The 17,220-nt window shown below is 64.2% G+C and carries 10 protein-coding genes, 1 tRNA gene and 1 rRNA gene; 6 read left to right on the top strand and 6 right to left on the bottom strand.

Translation table 11 applies throughout. The features are described 5' to 3' along the window. Positions 1–35 precede the first annotated feature (35 nt). Both IPM18_03735 and IPM18_03730 read right to left on the bottom strand, forming a co-directional pair. Positions 36–2,951: a serine/threonine protein kinase gene (locus IPM18_03735; protein MBK9118700.1), complete on the bottom strand. Its 2,916-nt coding sequence runs from the start codon at positions 2,949–2,951 to the stop codon at positions 36–38. Further along, positions 2,920–3,531, bottom strand: coding sequence for a sigma-70 family RNA polymerase sigma factor (locus IPM18_03730; protein MBK9118699.1), 612 nt, complete (start codon positions 3,529–3,531; stop codon positions 2,920–2,922). Before IPM18_03730 ends, IPM18_03735 begins: the two co-directional genes overlap by 32 nt. A gap of 169 nt (positions 3,532–3,700) precedes the next feature. Here IPM18_03730 and IPM18_03725 point away from each other — a divergent pair, with 169 nt between their 5' ends. From IPM18_03725 to IPM18_03715, 3 genes are read left to right on the top strand one after another with little or no spacing between them, the layout of a single operon-like run. After that, positions 3,701–5,626, top strand: a complete 1,926-nt coding sequence (locus IPM18_03725; protein ID MBK9118698.1) for a hypothetical protein — start codon at positions 3,701–3,703, stop codon at positions 5,624–5,626. A 50-nt stretch (positions 5,627–5,676) separates the two neighbouring features. After that, the gene (locus tag IPM18_03720) at positions 5,677–7,305 is read left to right on the top strand and encodes a hypothetical protein (GenBank protein ID MBK9118697.1); all 1,629 of its coding nucleotides are present in this window, start codon (positions 5,677–5,679) and stop codon (positions 7,303–7,305) included. 23 nt (positions 7,306–7,328) lie between these two features. After that, positions 7,329–8,969 carry a hypothetical protein gene (locus IPM18_03715; protein ID MBK9118696.1) on the top strand — a complete coding sequence of 547 codons (1,641 nt, stop codon included), beginning with the start codon at positions 7,329–7,331 and terminating at the stop codon, positions 8,967–8,969. A gap of 222 nt (positions 8,970–9,191) precedes the next feature. On the opposite strand, the gene IPM18_03710 is transcribed toward IPM18_03715, so the two are convergent. Then, a tRNA-Ser gene (locus IPM18_03710) sits at positions 9,192–9,278 on the bottom strand. Between the two features lie 272 nt (positions 9,279–9,550). Further along, positions 9,551–11,125 (bottom strand): 16S ribosomal RNA (locus IPM18_03705). 622 nt (positions 11,126–11,747) lie between these two features. Between IPM18_03705 and IPM18_03700 the strand changes: the two genes are divergently transcribed. Then, the gene (locus tag IPM18_03700; GenBank protein MBK9118695.1) at positions 11,748–13,826 is read left to right on the top strand and encodes a beta-propeller domain-containing protein; all 2,079 of its coding nucleotides are present in this window, start codon (positions 11,748–11,750) and stop codon (positions 13,824–13,826) included. A gap of 132 nt (positions 13,827–13,958) precedes the next feature. Here IPM18_03700 and IPM18_03695 read toward each other — a convergent pair whose 3' ends face one another. Together IPM18_03695 and IPM18_03690 are read right to left on the bottom strand one after the other, a co-directional pair. Then, positions 13,959–14,663: a PEP-CTERM sorting domain-containing protein gene (locus tag IPM18_03695; protein MBK9118694.1), complete on the bottom strand. Its 705-nt coding sequence runs from the start codon at positions 14,661–14,663 to the stop codon at positions 13,959–13,961. A 366-nt stretch (positions 14,664–15,029) separates the two neighbouring features. Beyond that, positions 15,030–15,338 carry a hypothetical protein gene (locus tag IPM18_03690; protein ID MBK9118693.1) on the bottom strand — a complete coding sequence of 103 codons (309 nt, stop codon included), beginning with the start codon at positions 15,336–15,338 and terminating at the stop codon, positions 15,030–15,032. A 230-nt stretch (positions 15,339–15,568) separates the two neighbouring features. On the opposite strand from IPM18_03690, the gene IPM18_03685 reads away from it, so the two are divergent. Continuing rightward, positions 15,569–16,708 carry a threonylcarbamoyl-AMP synthase gene (locus tag IPM18_03685; protein ID MBK9118692.1) on the top strand — a complete coding sequence of 380 codons (1,140 nt, stop codon included), beginning with the start codon at positions 15,569–15,571 and terminating at the stop codon, positions 16,706–16,708. Then, a complete protein-coding gene (rpiB, locus tag IPM18_03680) occupies positions 16,689–17,186 on the top strand; it encodes a ribose 5-phosphate isomerase B (protein MBK9118691.1) in 498 nt (165 codons plus the stop codon). Before IPM18_03685 ends, rpiB begins: the two co-directional genes overlap by 20 nt. Positions 17,187–17,220: the final 34 nt, after the last annotated feature.

The following is a 17,220-nucleotide window of genomic DNA, read 5'->3' as shown; positions in this document are numbered from 1 at the left end:
GCGCCGGACGGGGCGCCCAAACCCGCCACGGTGTCTTAAGGCGCGGCCGCCTGCGCGCGCCACTCATTCGCCTTCACGTCGTAGCCGCCCTGTGGTTCCACCGCGTGCCACGCGTCGTATAACTCCACGAGGGCGCCGGCGCACCGAGTGGCCCGCACATGGCTGGCACCCACGGACTCTACCAGGACTGCGTAGGCCTGGAGATACTCCGCTTCGGCCGCCTGGTGACGTTCCATCGTCGCAAGTGTACGAGCGTGTTGGTACCGGTAGACGCCTACCGTCCAGCTTCCCGTGGGCAGAACCCGAAGCGCCCGCTGCACGGCTTCGGCCCCCAGTGTATCGCTCTCATCCAGACGTCCGAGCTCGCGCAGGAGCACACCCATGTTGTTGAACTGGCTCAGGGTGTCCGGGTGGTCTTCGCCGAGAGCGCGACGGCTGCCGTCCAGTGCTTCGCGGAAGTACGGCTCCGCTTCGGCCAGCTTACTTTGACGCAAGAGGAGTACGGCCAGGTTGTTGAGCGCCTTCAGCGTCTCGGGGTGATTGTCGCCCAGCGCGCGGCGGAAACCCGCCAGTGCTTCGCGAAGCACCGTTTCGGCCTCTGCCGGTTGCCCGTGGGCAGCGAGCATGTTGCCCAAATCGCTGACCGTGATGAGGGTATCGGGGTGCTCATGGCCGAGCACGCGGCGCCGGATGGCCAACGTGCGCTCGTACAGCGGGATGGCGTCATCGTAGCGCTGCTGGGCGGAGTAGTGTCGGGCGAGGTTGTTCAGCGTCACCAAGGTCTCCGGACCCTCTTCGCCATAAATGCGCAGTTTGTGCTCCAGCGCTTCGAGGTAAAGCGCCTCAGCTTCGTCGTGCCGTTCGAGATCGCTCAGCAGCATGGCGAGATTGTCCATGGACATCACCGTGTGCGGATGTTCATCGGTCAGGACGCGCCGCCGGATCGATAGCGTGCGAGCGTGCAGGTCGGCCGAATCCTGGTGGCGTCCGAGGGCGCGGTACAGGTGCGCGAGGTTATTCATGGAAACCAGCGTGTCGGCGTGCTCCTCGCCCAGAGTGCGACGGCGGGTCGCAAGCGTCGTCTCGTAGATCGCGAGGGCGTCGTCCAAGCGACCGAGCCGCCGGTAGAGCAGGCCCAGGTTGTTCGCGGCGGTCAGAGTGACAGGGTGATCGTCTCCCCGCAGTCGGCGGGACAGCCCCAGTGACTCCTCTTGGAGAGACAAGGACTCTGCGTAGCGGCCCAGCTTGGAGTAGAGCGACCCGAGCTCGTGCAGCACGGCTTGAGTCCTGTCGTTTTCGTTGCCGTGCACCTCCCTGAACAGATCGAGGGCGCGCAGCTGGAGCGCTTCGGAGTCGGCATAACGCCCCCAGGCGCCGTAAAGGACGCCGAGCTCGTGCAGGGAGTCGATGGTGTCGGGATGCTGCGCGCCCAGATGGCTTGTGCGTGCTTCGAGCGCGTAGCGCAGGTGTGGCTCGGCCTGGCTATATGCACCGAGCCGCTGATACGTAGTTCCGATCACGTGCCGAAGCCGCGCTTGGATCAGCGGCTGCTCCGAGAAGTCCGCGCCGGCGGAAGCTGCGGCCGCATCCAGCAGGTCGATCACCCGGGCGTCCTGACCTTCGCGCCGTGGATCGGCGGCTGCAAGCATCTTTTCGAGGAAGGCCGCAATCGCCTGGGCTTCGCCGCGCGCCAGGGTCTCGGCACGGAGCACGGCCGCCTTGGCGTCGCGTTCGGCCGATGCCGTAACCAGGCCGTAGGTTGCTACGGACAAGCCGATCACGAGCGAGGCGAGCATCGCCGTGAGACCCCCGGTGAGTGCCTTGTTCCGCTGTGCCAGCTTGCGCACAAGATACAACGTGCTGGGTGGGCGGGCCGCAACGGGTTCATGACTCAGGAACCGCCGAAGGTCCTCGGAGAAGGCATGCGCCGACGCGTAGCGGCGAGCGGCATCCTTCTCGAGCGCCTTCGCCACGATCGTGTCGAGATCCCCACGGAATGCACGGTCCCATGTGCTGAGCGGCGCCGCGGGGCACTCGGTGATCGTGCGTACGGCGGCCGCAAGCGGCTTGCCCGCGACGTCGTAGGGGAGTCGGCCGGTAAGCAGTTCGAACGTGACGACCCCCAGGGAGTACACGTCGCAACGGGTGTCGAGTGCTTCCGGATCCCCTGCGAGTTGCTCGGGGCTCATGTACGCCAAGGTGCCGATCAGTTGCCCCGCCTCAGTGTGGCGGGTCATCGCATCGAGGTCGGCCGAGGCGACGCGGGCGATGCCGAAGTCGAGGATCTTGGGGCGGCCGGCCGCGTCCACGAGGATGTTGGCGGGCTTGAGGTCCCTGTGAATGATGCCGCGCTGGTGGGCGTGCTGGACAGCGTCGCACACCGCCGTAAGGAGGCCGAGCCGCTCGCGGATGCCCAGTGTTTTCCGGCCGGCGTAGGCCATGAGGGTATCACCTTTGATCAGCTCCATCGCGAAATAGGGCTGCTCGAAGTGCCCACCGGCGATTTCGATCTCGGCGGTTCCCGCTTCGTAGATGTGCGCGATCCCGGCGTGCTGCAACGCAGCCAGTGCCTCGACCTCGTGTCGAAAACGGCGCAGCAACGATGGCGAAACCAAGCCCGGACGAAGCAGCTTCAGCGCCACCAGGCGGTCGGGATTCTCCTGACGGGCCGCATACACCAGCCCCATGCCACCCGCACCGATCTGGCTCTCGATGCGATACCGCCCGACGCGCTCCGGAATCGGGAGGTCGTCGAGTGGCATGGTGGGGGGGACGCACAGGAAGTCGCCCATCAGGTCGTCAGACGCGCGCAGGAGCCGCACGACCGCGCTGCGCAGGAGATGTCGCGAACCGCAGCGCGCCTCGAGCACATCGGCCTGCCGGTCCGACGGCAAGTCGACAACCTCGTGGAAGATGGTCTCAGCTTCGCGCCTCAGGTCTCGAGTCATCATGCGGCTCCGCATCGTGCTGCCCGAGCTGCGTGAAGAGCCAGCGTCGGCAATAGCGCCATTCGCGCTCGACCGTGGAGACTGAGATGCCCAGCAGCTCGGCGACCTCCCGCTCGGTGAGGCCAGCGAAATACCGCAGGTTGACGATCTGCCCCTTGCGCGGATCGTCAGCTTCCAATCGCGCCAGCGCCTCGTCGATCACCAGCAGATCGTCGCTTCGCGGCTCCTCGACGACCTCCGCGGCGTCGAGGTCGACCCGGCGCTTCTCGCCGCCGTGACGCAGGCGGCCTTTTCGCCGAGCGCGATCTACGAGAATCCGGCGCATCGCGAGCGCCGCCGCGGCGAAGAAATGCCCGCGACCGTTCCAGCCCGGATCACGCTCACCGACGAGTCGCAGGTACGCCTCGTGTACCAGGGCCGTGGGCTGCAATGTCAGGCCTGCCGGCTGATGAGACAGGCGGGCCCGGGCGAGGCGACGCAGCTCCTCGTAGACCAGTGGCAGCAACTCTTCGGCTGCCTGCCGATCGCCGCCGTCCACTCGCGTAAGCAAGTGCGAGATTTGCGGGTCAGACCCTTCAGCCATTTTTCGATTCCATCAGCCGCCGTGCGCCGGCGCCGTGTCCGTCCTGTTCAGAAATGTCCGGTATGCGTGAAGGGGTTGCTGCGTAAGCAGCGTACTGAGTTCCGGTGGCCCGCTGGGGAATTATACCACCCCGGCCAAGCGCAACCTAATGAAGTCCGAGGAGGCGATGATGGTTACGACGCGACGATACATTCTGGTACTGGGGGGCTGGCTGGTTGCGCTGGCACCGGCCGCGGCCCAGGCCACATTCACCTACCAGGGTCACCTGCGCCAGGGTGGAGTACCGCTCGCTGGGTACGTGGACCTGCAATTCCGGCTTTACACGGCCGCCAGCGGCGGCTCCCAGATCGGTTCCACGCTGACTATGGCGGGTACGCTCGTGGTCGAGGGACTGTTGTCGGCGGACCTGGACTTCGGCAACGGAGCGTTCGATGGCTCCCCACGCTGGCTGGAAGTCTCGGTGCGCTCGCCTTCGGGCTCCGGCTCGTATACGACGCTGTCACCACGGCAGGCGATCCTGGCCGCGCCCTACGCGTTGTATGCATTCGGCGGGCCGGGTGGGGCAGGCGGATTCTGGGCGTCTAGCAGCACGCACGTCTTCAACACCAACAGCGGCAACGTCGGAATCGGGACGAACAGCCCGCAGACACTGCTGGAAGTCCGTCGGCCGACGGGGGGAGAGGGCGTGGTTCGCGTCTGGGGCAGCAACGCGAGTGGCGGGGAGCTGCAACTCAAGAGTCTGTTCAACGGGACGGGTGCTGGCAATTGGGGCAGAGTTCGGTTCGTGGATAACAACAACGACAGTCTGGCCTGGCTGACCTACGGCAAACCGACCATCGGTAACGCCGGCTTGCAGCTCGGCGTCCCGGCCGGATACATGCAGATCGACGGACCGTCCGGGCGCATTGGCATCGGTACGACCACACCCCAAGCGCCGCTGCATGTATATTCGGGAGCGGCGGGCAGCGTGACGGCACACGCCAACTCGGTCGCAGTCCTCGAGCGTTCAGGCAACGCATACCTGAGCATCCTGACGCCCAATGCCAACGAGCGCGGCATCCTCTTCGGCGATCCGTCGAGCTTCGTCAGCGGCGGGATCATCTACAACTCCGGCAGTGTCTCGAACGGGCTCCAGTTCCGTACAGCCGTCAATGCGACGCGGATGGTAATCACGGAGTCCGGCAATGTCGGCATCGGGACCTCCAGTCCCACCGCCCGACTGTACGTCCTTAACGCCTCCGGGTCGCAGTCGGCCCTGCACGCCGCGACGACCGGGACGGGCGCGGCGGCGGCACTGGCCATCACCAGCGCTTCCAATAGCGCATCCGCGGTGAACGCCTCGACGCTCGGTACGGGGCGCGCGGGCACCTTTCAAATTACCAACAACTCAAACAGCGCCGCGGCGCTGTACTGCTCGACGACGGGCACGGGACTTGCGTTCGACGCCCTGGGCAAGGCCCGAATCGCCACATCGACGACGGGTACGGTCCTCTTCGTGTCCACGCCGCATCGCTGCTTTGGTAATCCGAATGACTTCTACGGCTGCGACGGTCTTGCCATCGATGCGAACGGTGCCATCCGCTCCAACCACTGGATCATCGGCGGCGTGAAGGCGTTCCGCATCGACCACCCGCTCGATCCGGAGAACCGCTTTCTCATGCACGCCTCGATCGAAAGCGATGAACTGAAGAACCTCTACGACGGCGTCGTCGTGCTGGGGCCGGACGGCGAGGCCACCATTGCGCTGCCGGATTGGTTCGAGGCGCTCAATGGCGATTTCCGCTACCAGCTCACGTGCATCGGCGGCCACGCCCCGGTGTACATCGCGGAAGAAGTTCGGGGCGGCGAATTCCGGATCGCCGGCGGCCGGCCGGGGTTGAAGGTCTCATGGCAGGTCACGGGGGTGCGGCACGACCCGTTTGCCCAGGAGTACGCCCTGCCAGTGGCACCATTCAAGGCCGACCACGAACGCGGCCGGTTTGTCCATCCGGAGCTGTACGGTCTGCCACCCGAAATGGGAATCCATGCCCAGCGCGAGGCCGAATTCGATGGGCTCGTTCCATCCCGACCGGATGCGGCCGCCTCACACCCATGAGTAACACCAGGCACTGGTGCGCAAGGCGCGCCACCGAAGGGAGATTGGTTATGCAAAAGAAGAGTTTGAACTGGGCTGCCCTCATCGTGCTGTTCGCCGCAGCGGCGAGCGCCACAGCACAGAGCACCTTTTCCTACCAGGGAGTGTTGCGCCAGGGCGGAGAGCCGCTCAGCGGCACAGCCGACCTGCAATTCCGGCTGTATTCGGCGGAGTCCGGGGGCTCTCAGATCGGTTCGACGCTCACGATCACGGACGTGACCATCGTCGACGGCCTCGTCACAGCCGGCCTCGACTTCGGCGCCGGCGCATTCGATGGTTCACCGCGGTGGCTTCAGGTCTCCGTGCGCTCACCGTCAGGCCCGGGGGCTTTCACCACGCTTACTCCGCGGCAGCCGATCTTGCCCGCACCGTACGCACTGTTCGCGTTCAGTGCCCCCAGCGGTGGTGGCGGCAGTCTCTGGTCGGCCAACGGAAGCAACGTCTACTACAGCAGCGGACGGGTCGGTGTAGGCACCAGCACGCCAACAGCGCCGCTCGAGGTGCGTGCTTCGGTCGACGGTCGCATTCGCATCGCCAAGATTCACACCGGCGGATTCGGAGTGGTTGGCCCGTCGGTGCTCGAGCTGCAAAGTAACTTCGTCGGATCCGACCAGCCCTACGGCTCGATCCGCTTTCTCGATGGCGAAGCGGCTGTGCATGCGCGGATCGAGTATGGCCTTGCTCCCGGCCTGCTCACGCCTCCGAGCATGCGGTTCGTTACCGAAAGCCAGGATCGTCTGGCCATCACCAACTCGGGCAACGTCGGCATTGGCACGACGAGTCCGCAGAGCGCGCTGCACGTCGTCGGCGCAGAGAACAGCGGGACGAATGCCGCACTGCGGATCGTGTCCGGGAGCCAGCAGTTGCTCTTGGACGGAAACGAGGTCGACACGAACACAGCGGTCGGACTCTATCTCAACAACAATGTTCCGTACAACGTGATACTCTGTAATGGAGGAGGAGACGTCGGCATCGGTACGACGAATCCCAGCGCACGCCTGCACGCCTACTCACCTGCTGGTACGGGAGTGCGCGGTGTCTCCAACAGCGCTAGTGCATATGGTGGCGTCTTTGGAGACCTCAGCACCGCCGGCCGGGGCGTGCTCGTCGTGGGGACCTCCCACCTGCTCAGCCCGGTCGGTATCGGCACGACCTCGATTCCGGCCAATACCATGCTTGCCGTGGAGGGCACCGCGCGCGTCAATGTGCTTCAGATCGCCGGCGCCGACTTGGCCGAGAAGTTCCCCACCAGCGAACCCGGCACGATCGAACCCGGCACCGTCCTCGAGATCGACCCGGACAACGCCGGCCAACTGCGGATCGCGCGCGGCCCGTACAACCGCCGCGTCGCCGGAGTCGTCAGTGGGGCCAACGATTTTCAGTCCGGCGCTATCCTCGGCAACCTGCCCGGCCACGAGGACGCACCGGCCGTCGCACTCTCCGGCCGCGTCTTTGTCCGCTGCGACGCGACCGCGGGCGCCATCCAGCCCGGCGACCTGCTGACGACGTCGAGTACGCCTGGCCATGCGATGGTTGTGCGTGACCACGCCCGCGCGAGCGGCGCCGTGATCGGCAAAGCCATGACCGCGCTGGAGCAAGGCGAACGGGGACTGGTGCTGGTCCTGGTGAGTCTGCAGTAAGCACACCGCGGAAGGAGAGTCCCATGTTGATCAATCTTGCAGATCGCGCGCCGGTGGTGCTCGCGCTGGTCACGCTGGGAGCTTGCGTCGTCATCGCGGTCGCCCAGGACGCAACGGCCGACATCGACGCGGCGCCAGTGATCGTCGAGCACCCGTCGGAGCTCGTGCCGCCGCTGCCCCCGGAGGACCGGTCGCAGCGCCCGCAGCCGATCAGTCTGCATGTGCGCGACGCCTTCGTGCCCTACGAAAACCTGGTCCTCCTCGAGCCACCGACGGTGGACGACTTCGCGCTGGCCGATGCGCTCCACGCACAGCGCTACATCGACGTCCGCCCCGGCCCCGCGCGGATCGGCGTCGTCCGGCTCGCGGACCCGCCCGCGATCGCCGAAATGTCGCGCGAGGCCGAGCTGGAAGACGGCCGGCGGCTCTGGACGCTTGCCATCGCCTCGCCCGGTGCGGAGGCCATCCGCGTTCACTTGCGCGACTTTGACGTACAGGACTCCGAGCTGTGGGTGTACGGCCTGTGGCTGGGTTCGCCCGCGGTGCGCGGACCGTTCACAGGGTTGGGACCGCTTCGTAATGGCGAGTTCTGGACTCCCACCGTGCCAGGCGACACACTGTATCTGGAGGTCGCCGGCTACGTGCCGCCGCGCTTCGACGTGATCGAGGTCGTCCACTTCGACCGTTCGCCGTACGGCCTGCTCGAGAGCGCCGACCCGGGCGGCGGTCCACGCGGCGACCGCGAGTTGCCCTGCCACCTCGATGTCATGTGCGAATCGGTGGCCAGTGTGGCACGCCGCGCTACCGGACTGCTCACGTTCATCTCAGGTGGCGAGGCGGGCGCGTGCAGCGGCACGCAACTCAACGATCAGGATCCCGATACACTGGTTCCCTATCTCCTCACCGCGGCGCACTGTGTCAATACGCAATCCGCAGTCAACACCCTCGAAGTTCTGTGGCTCTGGGAACGCCACGGCTGTGGCGGCCCGCTGCCTGATCCTGCCGATCTCGACAGCAGCTTCGGCGGCACGCTCGTCGTCACCCAGGCAAGCAACGACATGTCCTTCATCCGGCTCAACGGTGAGGTCAAATCGGGTACTGCGCTCGCCGGCTGGACGACTTCGACTTCGATCGAGAACGCCTTCGGGGTTCATCACCCGCGCGCCACCTGGAAGCGCGCCGTGTTTCTCGATCCCGTCGGTTTCTGCCCGGGCTGTCTCTGCTGGTCGGGTTCCACGCATGACTACTACAACATGGTGAGCGGCCTGACCGAGCCCGGATCGAGTGGTTCGGGCGTCTTCACTCCGTCCGGCCTCCTGTCCGGGCAGTTGCACGGGGTCTGCTCCGTCTGCTGCGACCCGGAGGACTTGGCCTGCGACAACATCGACGACTACTGGTCGGTTTACGGTGAGTTCGAAGAGACGTACCCGGTGATCCGGCGGTGGCTCGAAATCGGCGGCACAATCCATGTGAGTGCTGCCAACACAACCGCGCCGTGGACGGGGACCCCGTCGGACCCATTTCTGATGGTGGCACAGGCACACTCGTTGGCTTGGAACGGCGCACGAATCAAAATCCAGGCAGGGATTTACCACGAGACGATCACGCTCAACAAGCAGGTTACTGTTCTCGGCAGTGGGGGGCTCGTACAGATCGGGCCGTAGCGGCCGCGAACCTGGTGACGCTGACGACGCAGCCGATCCTCGCTCGCGCCTCCTGGCCCCGTGCAACTCGGTGAGCGACCACCCTGGAGCCCACGGACGGCGTGGGGACGGGAGGACAGTGCGCCCACCACGCCGACGCCCCCCATCGACCGTCTGGAGACCCGCGCTACCCGCAAGCGCCCCGCGCGGACCGGTGTGGTGAATATGACAGGATCAGAGGATCGGAGAGGGGGGGATTCGAACCCCCGGTACCCTTGCGGGCACACCGGTTTTCGAAACCGGCCCATTCAGCCGCTCTGGCACCTCTCCAAATTGCAGTCGGGCACTGCCGAGTTGGGGCAGTGTCCGGCACGGGGTCGCGTATGGTAACAAGCGCGGTGGTCCTGGTCCAGCGGTGCGGCGCGCGCACGATCATGGAATCAGTCCCGTGAATGAATGGGAATCAGCGAGGGATAAAAAGAGGAAAGAGTGGACGATAGCCGTCGACCGGATTACTCCGGTTGCCGGATGCCCGAGGGCATCCCGAAGTGTGCTGACCTTGTTCAGCGTCGCCGAAGCGGCGCCGTCCAGGTATCCCCTAGAAAGGAGGTGATCCAGCCGCAGGTTCCCCTACGGCTACCTTGTTACGACTTAGTCCCAGTCACCGGTCTTACCGTCGGCCGCCGCCTCCTTGCGGTTAGCTAAGCGGACTTCGGGTACTACCAGCTCCCATGACTTGACGGGCGGTGTGTACAAGGCTCAGGAACACATTCACCGCGCCATAGCTGATGCGCGATTACTAGCGATTCCAACTTCATGGAGTCGGGTTGCAGACTCCAATCCGAACTGGGGCGTGTTTTGTGCGATTTGCTCCACCTCGCGGTCTTGCATCGCTCTGTTCACGCCATTGTAGCACGTGTGCATCCCTAGGCATAAAGGCCATGATGACTTGACGTCGTCCCCACCTTCCTCCGGCTTAACGCCGGCAGTCTCGCTAGAGTCCCCGGCATGACCCGCTGGCAACTAGCGACAGGGGTTTCGCTCGTTAGAGGACTTAACCCGACACTTCACAGCACGAGCTGACGACAGCCATGCAACACCTGTGCACATTTCACCCCGAAGGGCAGCGCCCGGCATTACCCGTTTGCATCTGTGCATGTCAAACCTAGGTAAGGTTCTTCGCGTTGCTTCGAATTAAGCCACATGCTCCACCGCTTGTGTGAGCCCCCGTCAATTCCTTTGAGTTTTAGCCTTGCGGCCGTACTCCCCAGGCGGCACACTAAGTACTTTAGCTTCGACGCCGAACCCGTCAGAGGGACCGACGTCTAGTGTGCATCGTTTACGGCGTGGACTACCAGGGTATCTAATCCTGTTTGCTCCCCACGCTTTCGCGTCTCAGCGTCAGAATCGGCCCAGTGCCCCGCTTTCGCTTCCGGCGTTCCTCTTGATATCTACGCATTTCACCGCTCCACCAAGAGTTCCAGGCACCTCTACCGACCTCAAGCCAAGGAGTTTGCCATGCAGTTCAACGGTTGAGCCGCTGGATTTCACACGACACTATCTTGGCCGCCTACACGCGCTTTAAGCCCAGTGATTCCGAACAACGCTTGCCTCCTCTGTCTTACCGCGACTGCTGGCACAGAGTTAGTCGAGGCTTCCTCTGGGGCGACTCAACGCCGGGCATTATTCACACCCTTTGCTTGTTAACCCCTGACAGCAGTTTACATCCCGAAGGACTTCCTCCTGCACGCGGCATTGCTGGGTCAGGCTTTCGCCCATTGCCCAAGATTCGTTACTGCAGCCACCCGTAGGTGTCCGGGCAGTGTCTCAGTCCCGATGTGGCGGGCCGACCTCTCAGTCCCGCTACCCGTCGCTGCCTTGGTAGGCCGTTACCCCACCAACTAGCTGATAGGACATGGGCCGCTCTCAGACCAGTAGGCCTTGCGGTCCCCACCTTTGGTCCCCACGCCATGCGACGCGGGGATGTCATCGGGCATTAGCAGCACTTTCGCTAAAGGGATTGCTCCCGCTGTTATTCCCGAGTCCGAGGTACGTTACCCATGCATTACTCACCCTTTCGCCACTAACCGGAATATTGCTACTCCAGTCCGTACGACTTGCATGTCTTAGCCATGCCGCCAGCGTTCGTTCTGAGCCAGGATCAAACTCTTCGAATTGATTCGGAGAATGACACGACCCCGAAAGGCCGTGATTCAGAACCGAACGTTTCCTGGCGATTCCCTGCGAAGGAGTCGCCAGGTGGTTCGACGTCCTATTTCCCACACCGTGGGGAACGCCGAACCCGCGTGTTGTGGATCCGGCCGTGCTTCCCATGCTTCGCAGCAGGTCGCACCGCCGTCACACTTCTGCGGTATCGTCCACTCTTCACTTGTCAAAGAGCTTGGCCTGCTGTTCCCAGCAGGGCTCGGTAATGTACCACGTCAGCGCCGTTTTGCAAGGACCTCGGCCTGGTTTTCCGGATTCCTTGGAAAATTCCCTCGCCGTGACCGCTTACGGAAAGAGCCCCGAAGAAAGGTCCAATAAAAAGCAATCCTGAAGCCGACGTGGTGGGGCTTATCCCAGGCGCAGTCCCTGCCGACTGCTGGAAAAGACACCTCGCAGACGATTGAATGAATGTGAGAGGCGGCTCGACGGCCCCAGCTGGCGCGGCCGGGTCGACCATGGGCGGCCGCCTCCACCCGGATGTTGGGCGGTACAGCGTTCCGGGGAACCCGTCGCGTTGCCGAGGCGCATGCGGTTCCCGGTTCCAAAGACCATCGGCGCTCAGGAGAAGATCTCGTGTTGCGCACCCGTATGAGACTCGCCGGCGCGGCGATTTCGGCCTTGCTGGGCACCCTCCTCCTTGGAGGTTGCCCCCCCGTCACTTCCAATCCAACTGACCCCAACGGCAATCCGATCACCACGGGAGGCAAACCCGCTTTGCGCCCCTTCGCTTCGGGCGACGAGTTGCTGCGCTATTTCCGTAACCAGGTTACCACCCGTACCAGCCAACGCTCCGGTTGGGACTTGGGCTTTCTTGCCGCCGCGGGCGGTGCCGCCAATGATGCGGCCACCACAGGGGCTCCGGCTGCAGAAGGGGGTGGCGGCTCCTTTTCGACGACCAACCTGCAGGAGCAGGAAGTCGACGAAAGCGATGTTTTCAAATCAGATGGCACGTACTTCTACATCGGCAAGGGGCGCTCGCTGCGGATCGTGAAAGCCGCGCCGGTCGATGAACTTGCACAGGTCGGGCGCATTGATCTCGACCATGAGATTGATTCGCTTTACCTGTTCGAGGGCCGCATCCTCGTGCTGAGTCACAAGTACGGGACCGGTGATGTGACCCCAGCCGGACCGCAGGCAGACATCATGATCTGGCCACCGTATTACCGGAATGCGTCGGTGGTGGTCCAGGAGATCGATGTGACCGATCCCACGGTGCCCGTGATCGTGGCGACGAATGAAATCGACGGTTCGCTTGTGACATCGCGGCTCACAGGTGGGCGGCTCGTCCTGGTGCTGACGGTCACGCCCACGTTGCCCGAGAATCCGACTCCCGTCGCGCTCGCGCGGCTCGGACTGGTCGATGTACTGCCCCAGCGGCGTACTGCGGGGGCGGCGGCGCCGGTGGTAGCGGTCGAGAACTGGTACCGCCCGGAGACTCCGTGGGGCTACAACTCGACGGTGATTGTTACGCTTGATGCTGCGAACGTCGAGACGGTGCTTGGTTCACTCGGCGTGCTGGCGAATGTAGAAACGGTTTACGCGTCGACCGAGGCCGTGTACATCGCGTCCGGCGAGTATGTCTCGAACGCCGGCAAGTCGTACTACCGCACGCTCGTACACAAGTTCTCGTTCGACGAGTCAGGCGTGGCGCGCTACACCGCCAGCGGCGCACTGCCGGGTAGTCTGCTGAACCAGTTCTCGTTAAGCGAGTCCGCGGGTTACCTGCGGGCCGCGACGCACATCCAGATGTTCAACTTCATCTGGGAGGAGGACTTCAACGCGGCCGACAGTGTCGTGAGCGTGACTCAAGTGACGCCGGGGGGGGCATCAGCAAGCGCACCACCGCAGCCGTTCAATGCGGTTTACGTGCTCGCCGAAGTGGATGGCGTGCTGACCATCGTCGGTAGCATCGAGGACATTGCGCCGGGTGAGCGGTTGTTTGCGGCCCGCTTCGTCGGGGAGCGCGCGTACCTCGTAACGTTCGAGCAAATTGACCCTCTGTTCACGGTGGACCTGTCGAACCCCACCGCGCCCGCGATTCTGGGGGAGTTGAAAATCCCCGGCTACAGCGACTACCTGCACCCTTATGGCGAGAACCTGTTGATCGGTGTGGGCCGCTCGACGGCGGAATTGCCGTGGGGTGGTGTGGTGGCGAATGCGCTGCAACTTTCCCTCTTCAATGTGAGCGACCCGCTCAACCCGACGGTGGTGCAGCAGATCGAGGTGGGAGGTTACGGCAGCAGCTCGGACGTGAGCTATACGCACAAGGCGTTTACATTCCTGGCCGACCGTGGTTTGCTGGCGCTGCCGGCGACGTTGATGACGCGAACCTCCTCGGCTCGCAGTGGGGCGATCAACCTCGGCTTCGACGGCGTGCTCTGCTATCAAGTTACGCCGACCGGATTCACGGAACTTGGGCGACTCGAGTCGGTGAGCGCGACGGGTTACTGGGGCTGGGGTGGGTCTTGGCGCCGGGCTGCGTTTATTGGTGACATGGTGTACGCGCTGACGGACGCCGGTGTCCGAGCCGCAGCATTGACGGATTTCACGACCCCCACCACGCTTGATTTGCCCCCCAACGAGGGAGACCTGGGCTGGGCCGGACCACCGTGGTCAGAAGGTCCCGCGTGGATGGGGCGCCCCTGGTGGTGATCCCAATCCGTACGGCGCTACGGAACCGTCTGTAGTGGACAACATTGTGCAGCCCCCTGCGTGAGCCAAGTGGCTCGCACAGGGGGCTGTTTATTCCGCAGAGGTAATGTGGGACCAGCGATTCGAAGTTGCTCAACCCCGACGGCGCAGGGCCAGCAAGGTCACAACACCGAAAAGGATCGCCGTCGTGGGCTCCGGCACGGCGGAGAACTGCGCTACCGTGAAGTTGCCCTGTGAGCCGGAGGTTCCCGTCGCGCTGCCCGTCCATGCCGCACTGAACAGCGAACCATAGCCCGCGGTTGAGGTCGACAGGGCATCCAGAGAGCGCGAGCCAAAGTTATTCCCGGAGTGCCGAATCTCGACCAGCAGGTGGCCGCCGGTATACAGCCACTCGTTGAAGCTGATGGTGGGCGCGAAGTCATTCGGGGAGCTGCCGAACGGGTGGGCACCCGCGGACATGGAGAGCGGACCGGATCGCACCAGCGTTTGGGTTCCGACGACGTTATTCGCGAATACCAAGCTGCGGTCCGCTGGAGCGACGCTGGCACTCAGAAAGATGTGGTAGAACGTGTAGTTGATGTCGGCGCCGGGCCAGACACCGGTGGCCGAAGTAGGCAGGCGCCACGAGATGCCATTGAGTGGCAGTCCGACGAAATCGGTCAACTGCGATTCGTGGATCAGCATCTGGTAGGTGCGTTCACCGATGGCATGCGGACCGATGAAAGTGCTGGTGCCGGGGGTGTTCTCATACGCGTTCGGTACAACGGCGGTGATACCCGCACCCAGTGCCGAAGCCGTGATTGCCAGGACCACGGCGAAACCCAGAAAACGCTGCATTGCTGTCCTCCTCCTGCGGCCTTGACCGGGACACACCGGATCATGCCGCGCCATGAAATGTTCACGAACCCAAACAAGGGGGTGACCGCGACGATAGGATCGACCTGGCCCGTTGCGACCACCCAGCGACCGAGTATATCGCACTCGTACGGCGGGACCAACGGAATTCCGCCAGATTTCAGGGCGAAAGCGTAATAAGCGCCCTTCGCAGAGTACGTGCCGCTGTGGCCGGGCTGTGCCCAGTGGTCGATGCTCTGGTCTGACTGTCGTGCGTACTGTTATTCAACGAAGCAGCCCCGAACTTCGGCCAAACCGAGGTCCGGGGCTCATACGCTTCAGGGAGAGGGACAAGGGAAAGCTGGTGCGTCAGGCCGGCTTGACCGTCACATACCGCGCCACACTGGCCAGGTCGCGTAGCACGTCGACACTGGCGAACAGGCGGTACTCGGCGCCGGCATGTAGTGGGAAGGCCGGCTGCGAATGCATCTGGTGGTGCCACAAGCGGCCGCCTCGACGTTTGGTCTGCCACGAGGGCCGCGTACGGGCCTTCTGGCGCTCGCGTCGGGCGATCTCGGGGTCCTTGCGGAAGAGCCGGATGAGCGTTTTGCGGGCGGCCTCGCTCTGCGGTGCGGCCGTCATCTGCACGGTCACCAGGTTTCCGGGAGCAATATCCATGGGGGACTCCACCAATACAGTCCATGCAATTCAGTCGAGCCGCATAATTTAGCATACCGTGTCTGGTGCGACAAGGGGAATGCGATGCTGCAGCGGCCGGAAGTTCGTTTGTTCTAGCCGATATCTATCTTTGTCGGGTGGGGGGGTGAGCGCTGTTTCCATGGGGTTGCATGCGTTGACGGCCGCGGTTGCCTGGCCGACAATCGCCCACCCGCTGTGGGACGGACCCGATGTCGCTTGTGATCATAAACTCTTCGGATACGAATGCTTATGTCGCTTCGCTTCGGGCGGCGGCGGAGGCGTTGCGCTCCGGGGCGCTGGTCCTGTTCCCCACGGAAACCGTGTACGGGGTCGCCGCGGCGGCGGGGAACCCGACGGCAGTGCAGCGGCTGCGGGCCCTGAAGGGCTTACCACCCAACCGGCCTTTCGCTGTTCACCTGGGGCAGAGGGCGGCTGCGGGCCGCTTCCTGAGTCGCCCGACCGGGCTGGTTCGGCGGCTGGCACGCCGCGGGTGGCCCGGGCCACTTACTTTGCTCTGTGAAGAACGTACGCCAGGAGAAACCGCCGCCGGGCGAACACTGGAACCTGATGCCCGCGCGACCGTCTACTATCAGGATGGCATCGGACTGCGGTGCCCGGACCACCCGGCCGCGACCCGCCTGTTACAGGAAGTAGAATTACCCGTCATCGCCACCAGTGCGAATCGTCCGGGTGTGCCGCCCCCGGCAACGTTGGGCGAGGCGCTCGCGGGATTCGGAGCGGAAGTTGCGTTCGCGATCGACGGCGGCCGGACGAGGTACCAGGGCGCCTCGACACTGGTCGAGGTGCGTGGCAATCGTTGGCGCGTGGTTCGCCCCGGGGTGATTGATGAGCGGACGGTGGCGCGGATGGCGGTAAGCCGAATTCTCATCGTATGTACCGGGAACTCCTGCCGTTCCCCGATGGCGGAAGCGCTCTTCCGAGAGGCCCTCGCGCGGCAGTTGGAGTGTCCGGCGGACGAACTCGCGGCGCGTGGCTATGAGGTGGCCTCCGCGGGTACGATGGCGTATGCGGATGTGACGGCCTCTACGGGGGCTGTCGAAGAAATGTGGCGCCGCGGTCTCGACCTGTCCGGGCATCGATCACAGCCGGTGACCGTCGAACTCGTACATCGTGCGGAGCGTGTTTACGTCATGACCCCGGAGCACCGGCGCGCGGTTCTCGAGCTGGTTCCGGGTGCAGCCGGACGTGTGGAGTTGCTCGACGCGGCCGGTCCGATTCCGGATCCCTACGGAGGACCGCCGGAAGCGTATCGGGCCTGTGCGGAGCATCTGGCACGGGCTGTCGGCGTCCGGGTGGAGGAGTTTGTGCATGAAGATCGCAGTTGGTAGCGACCACCGCGGCTTCGAGGCCAAGGAGCGTATCAAGGCCCTGCTGCAAAGCATGGGCCTGCAGGTCGCAGACTTCGGTACGCACGATGAGCAGCCCTGCGACTATCCCGATGCGGGGCTAGCGGTGGCGCAGGCCGTCTCTGAACTGCGAGCCGACCGCGGAGTGCTCTTCTGCGGCAGCGGCATCGGCATGTCGATCTCGGCCAACAAGGTGCATGGTGTGCGGGCGGCGCTGTGCCACGATGAACTGACTGCGCAGATGTCACGGCGCCACAATGACGCCAATGTGCTCTGCCTGCCGGCGGATCTTGTGGGGGATGCACTGATGCAGGGGATTGTGCGCGTCTGGATTGAGACGGAGTTCGAGGGTGGGCGGCATGCCAGGCGCGTGGAGAAGATTCGCCGTTTCGAGGAGAATCACCATCCGACGAACCAAGCCGCACGCCCGTGTGATCCGGCGGAGTCAGCGCCGACGTAGTCCGGTGTGTAGGCGCGGCCGAGCAGGGGGTCTC

This window comes from Phycisphaerales bacterium (assembly GCA_016716475.1).
In the GTDB taxonomy this organism is placed as follows: Bacteria; Planctomycetota; Phycisphaerae; order UBA1845; family Fen-1342; genus JADJWG01.
The sequence above is the reverse complement of the archived record's forward strand: the minus strand, read 5'-3'. Positions and strand labels throughout refer to the sequence as shown.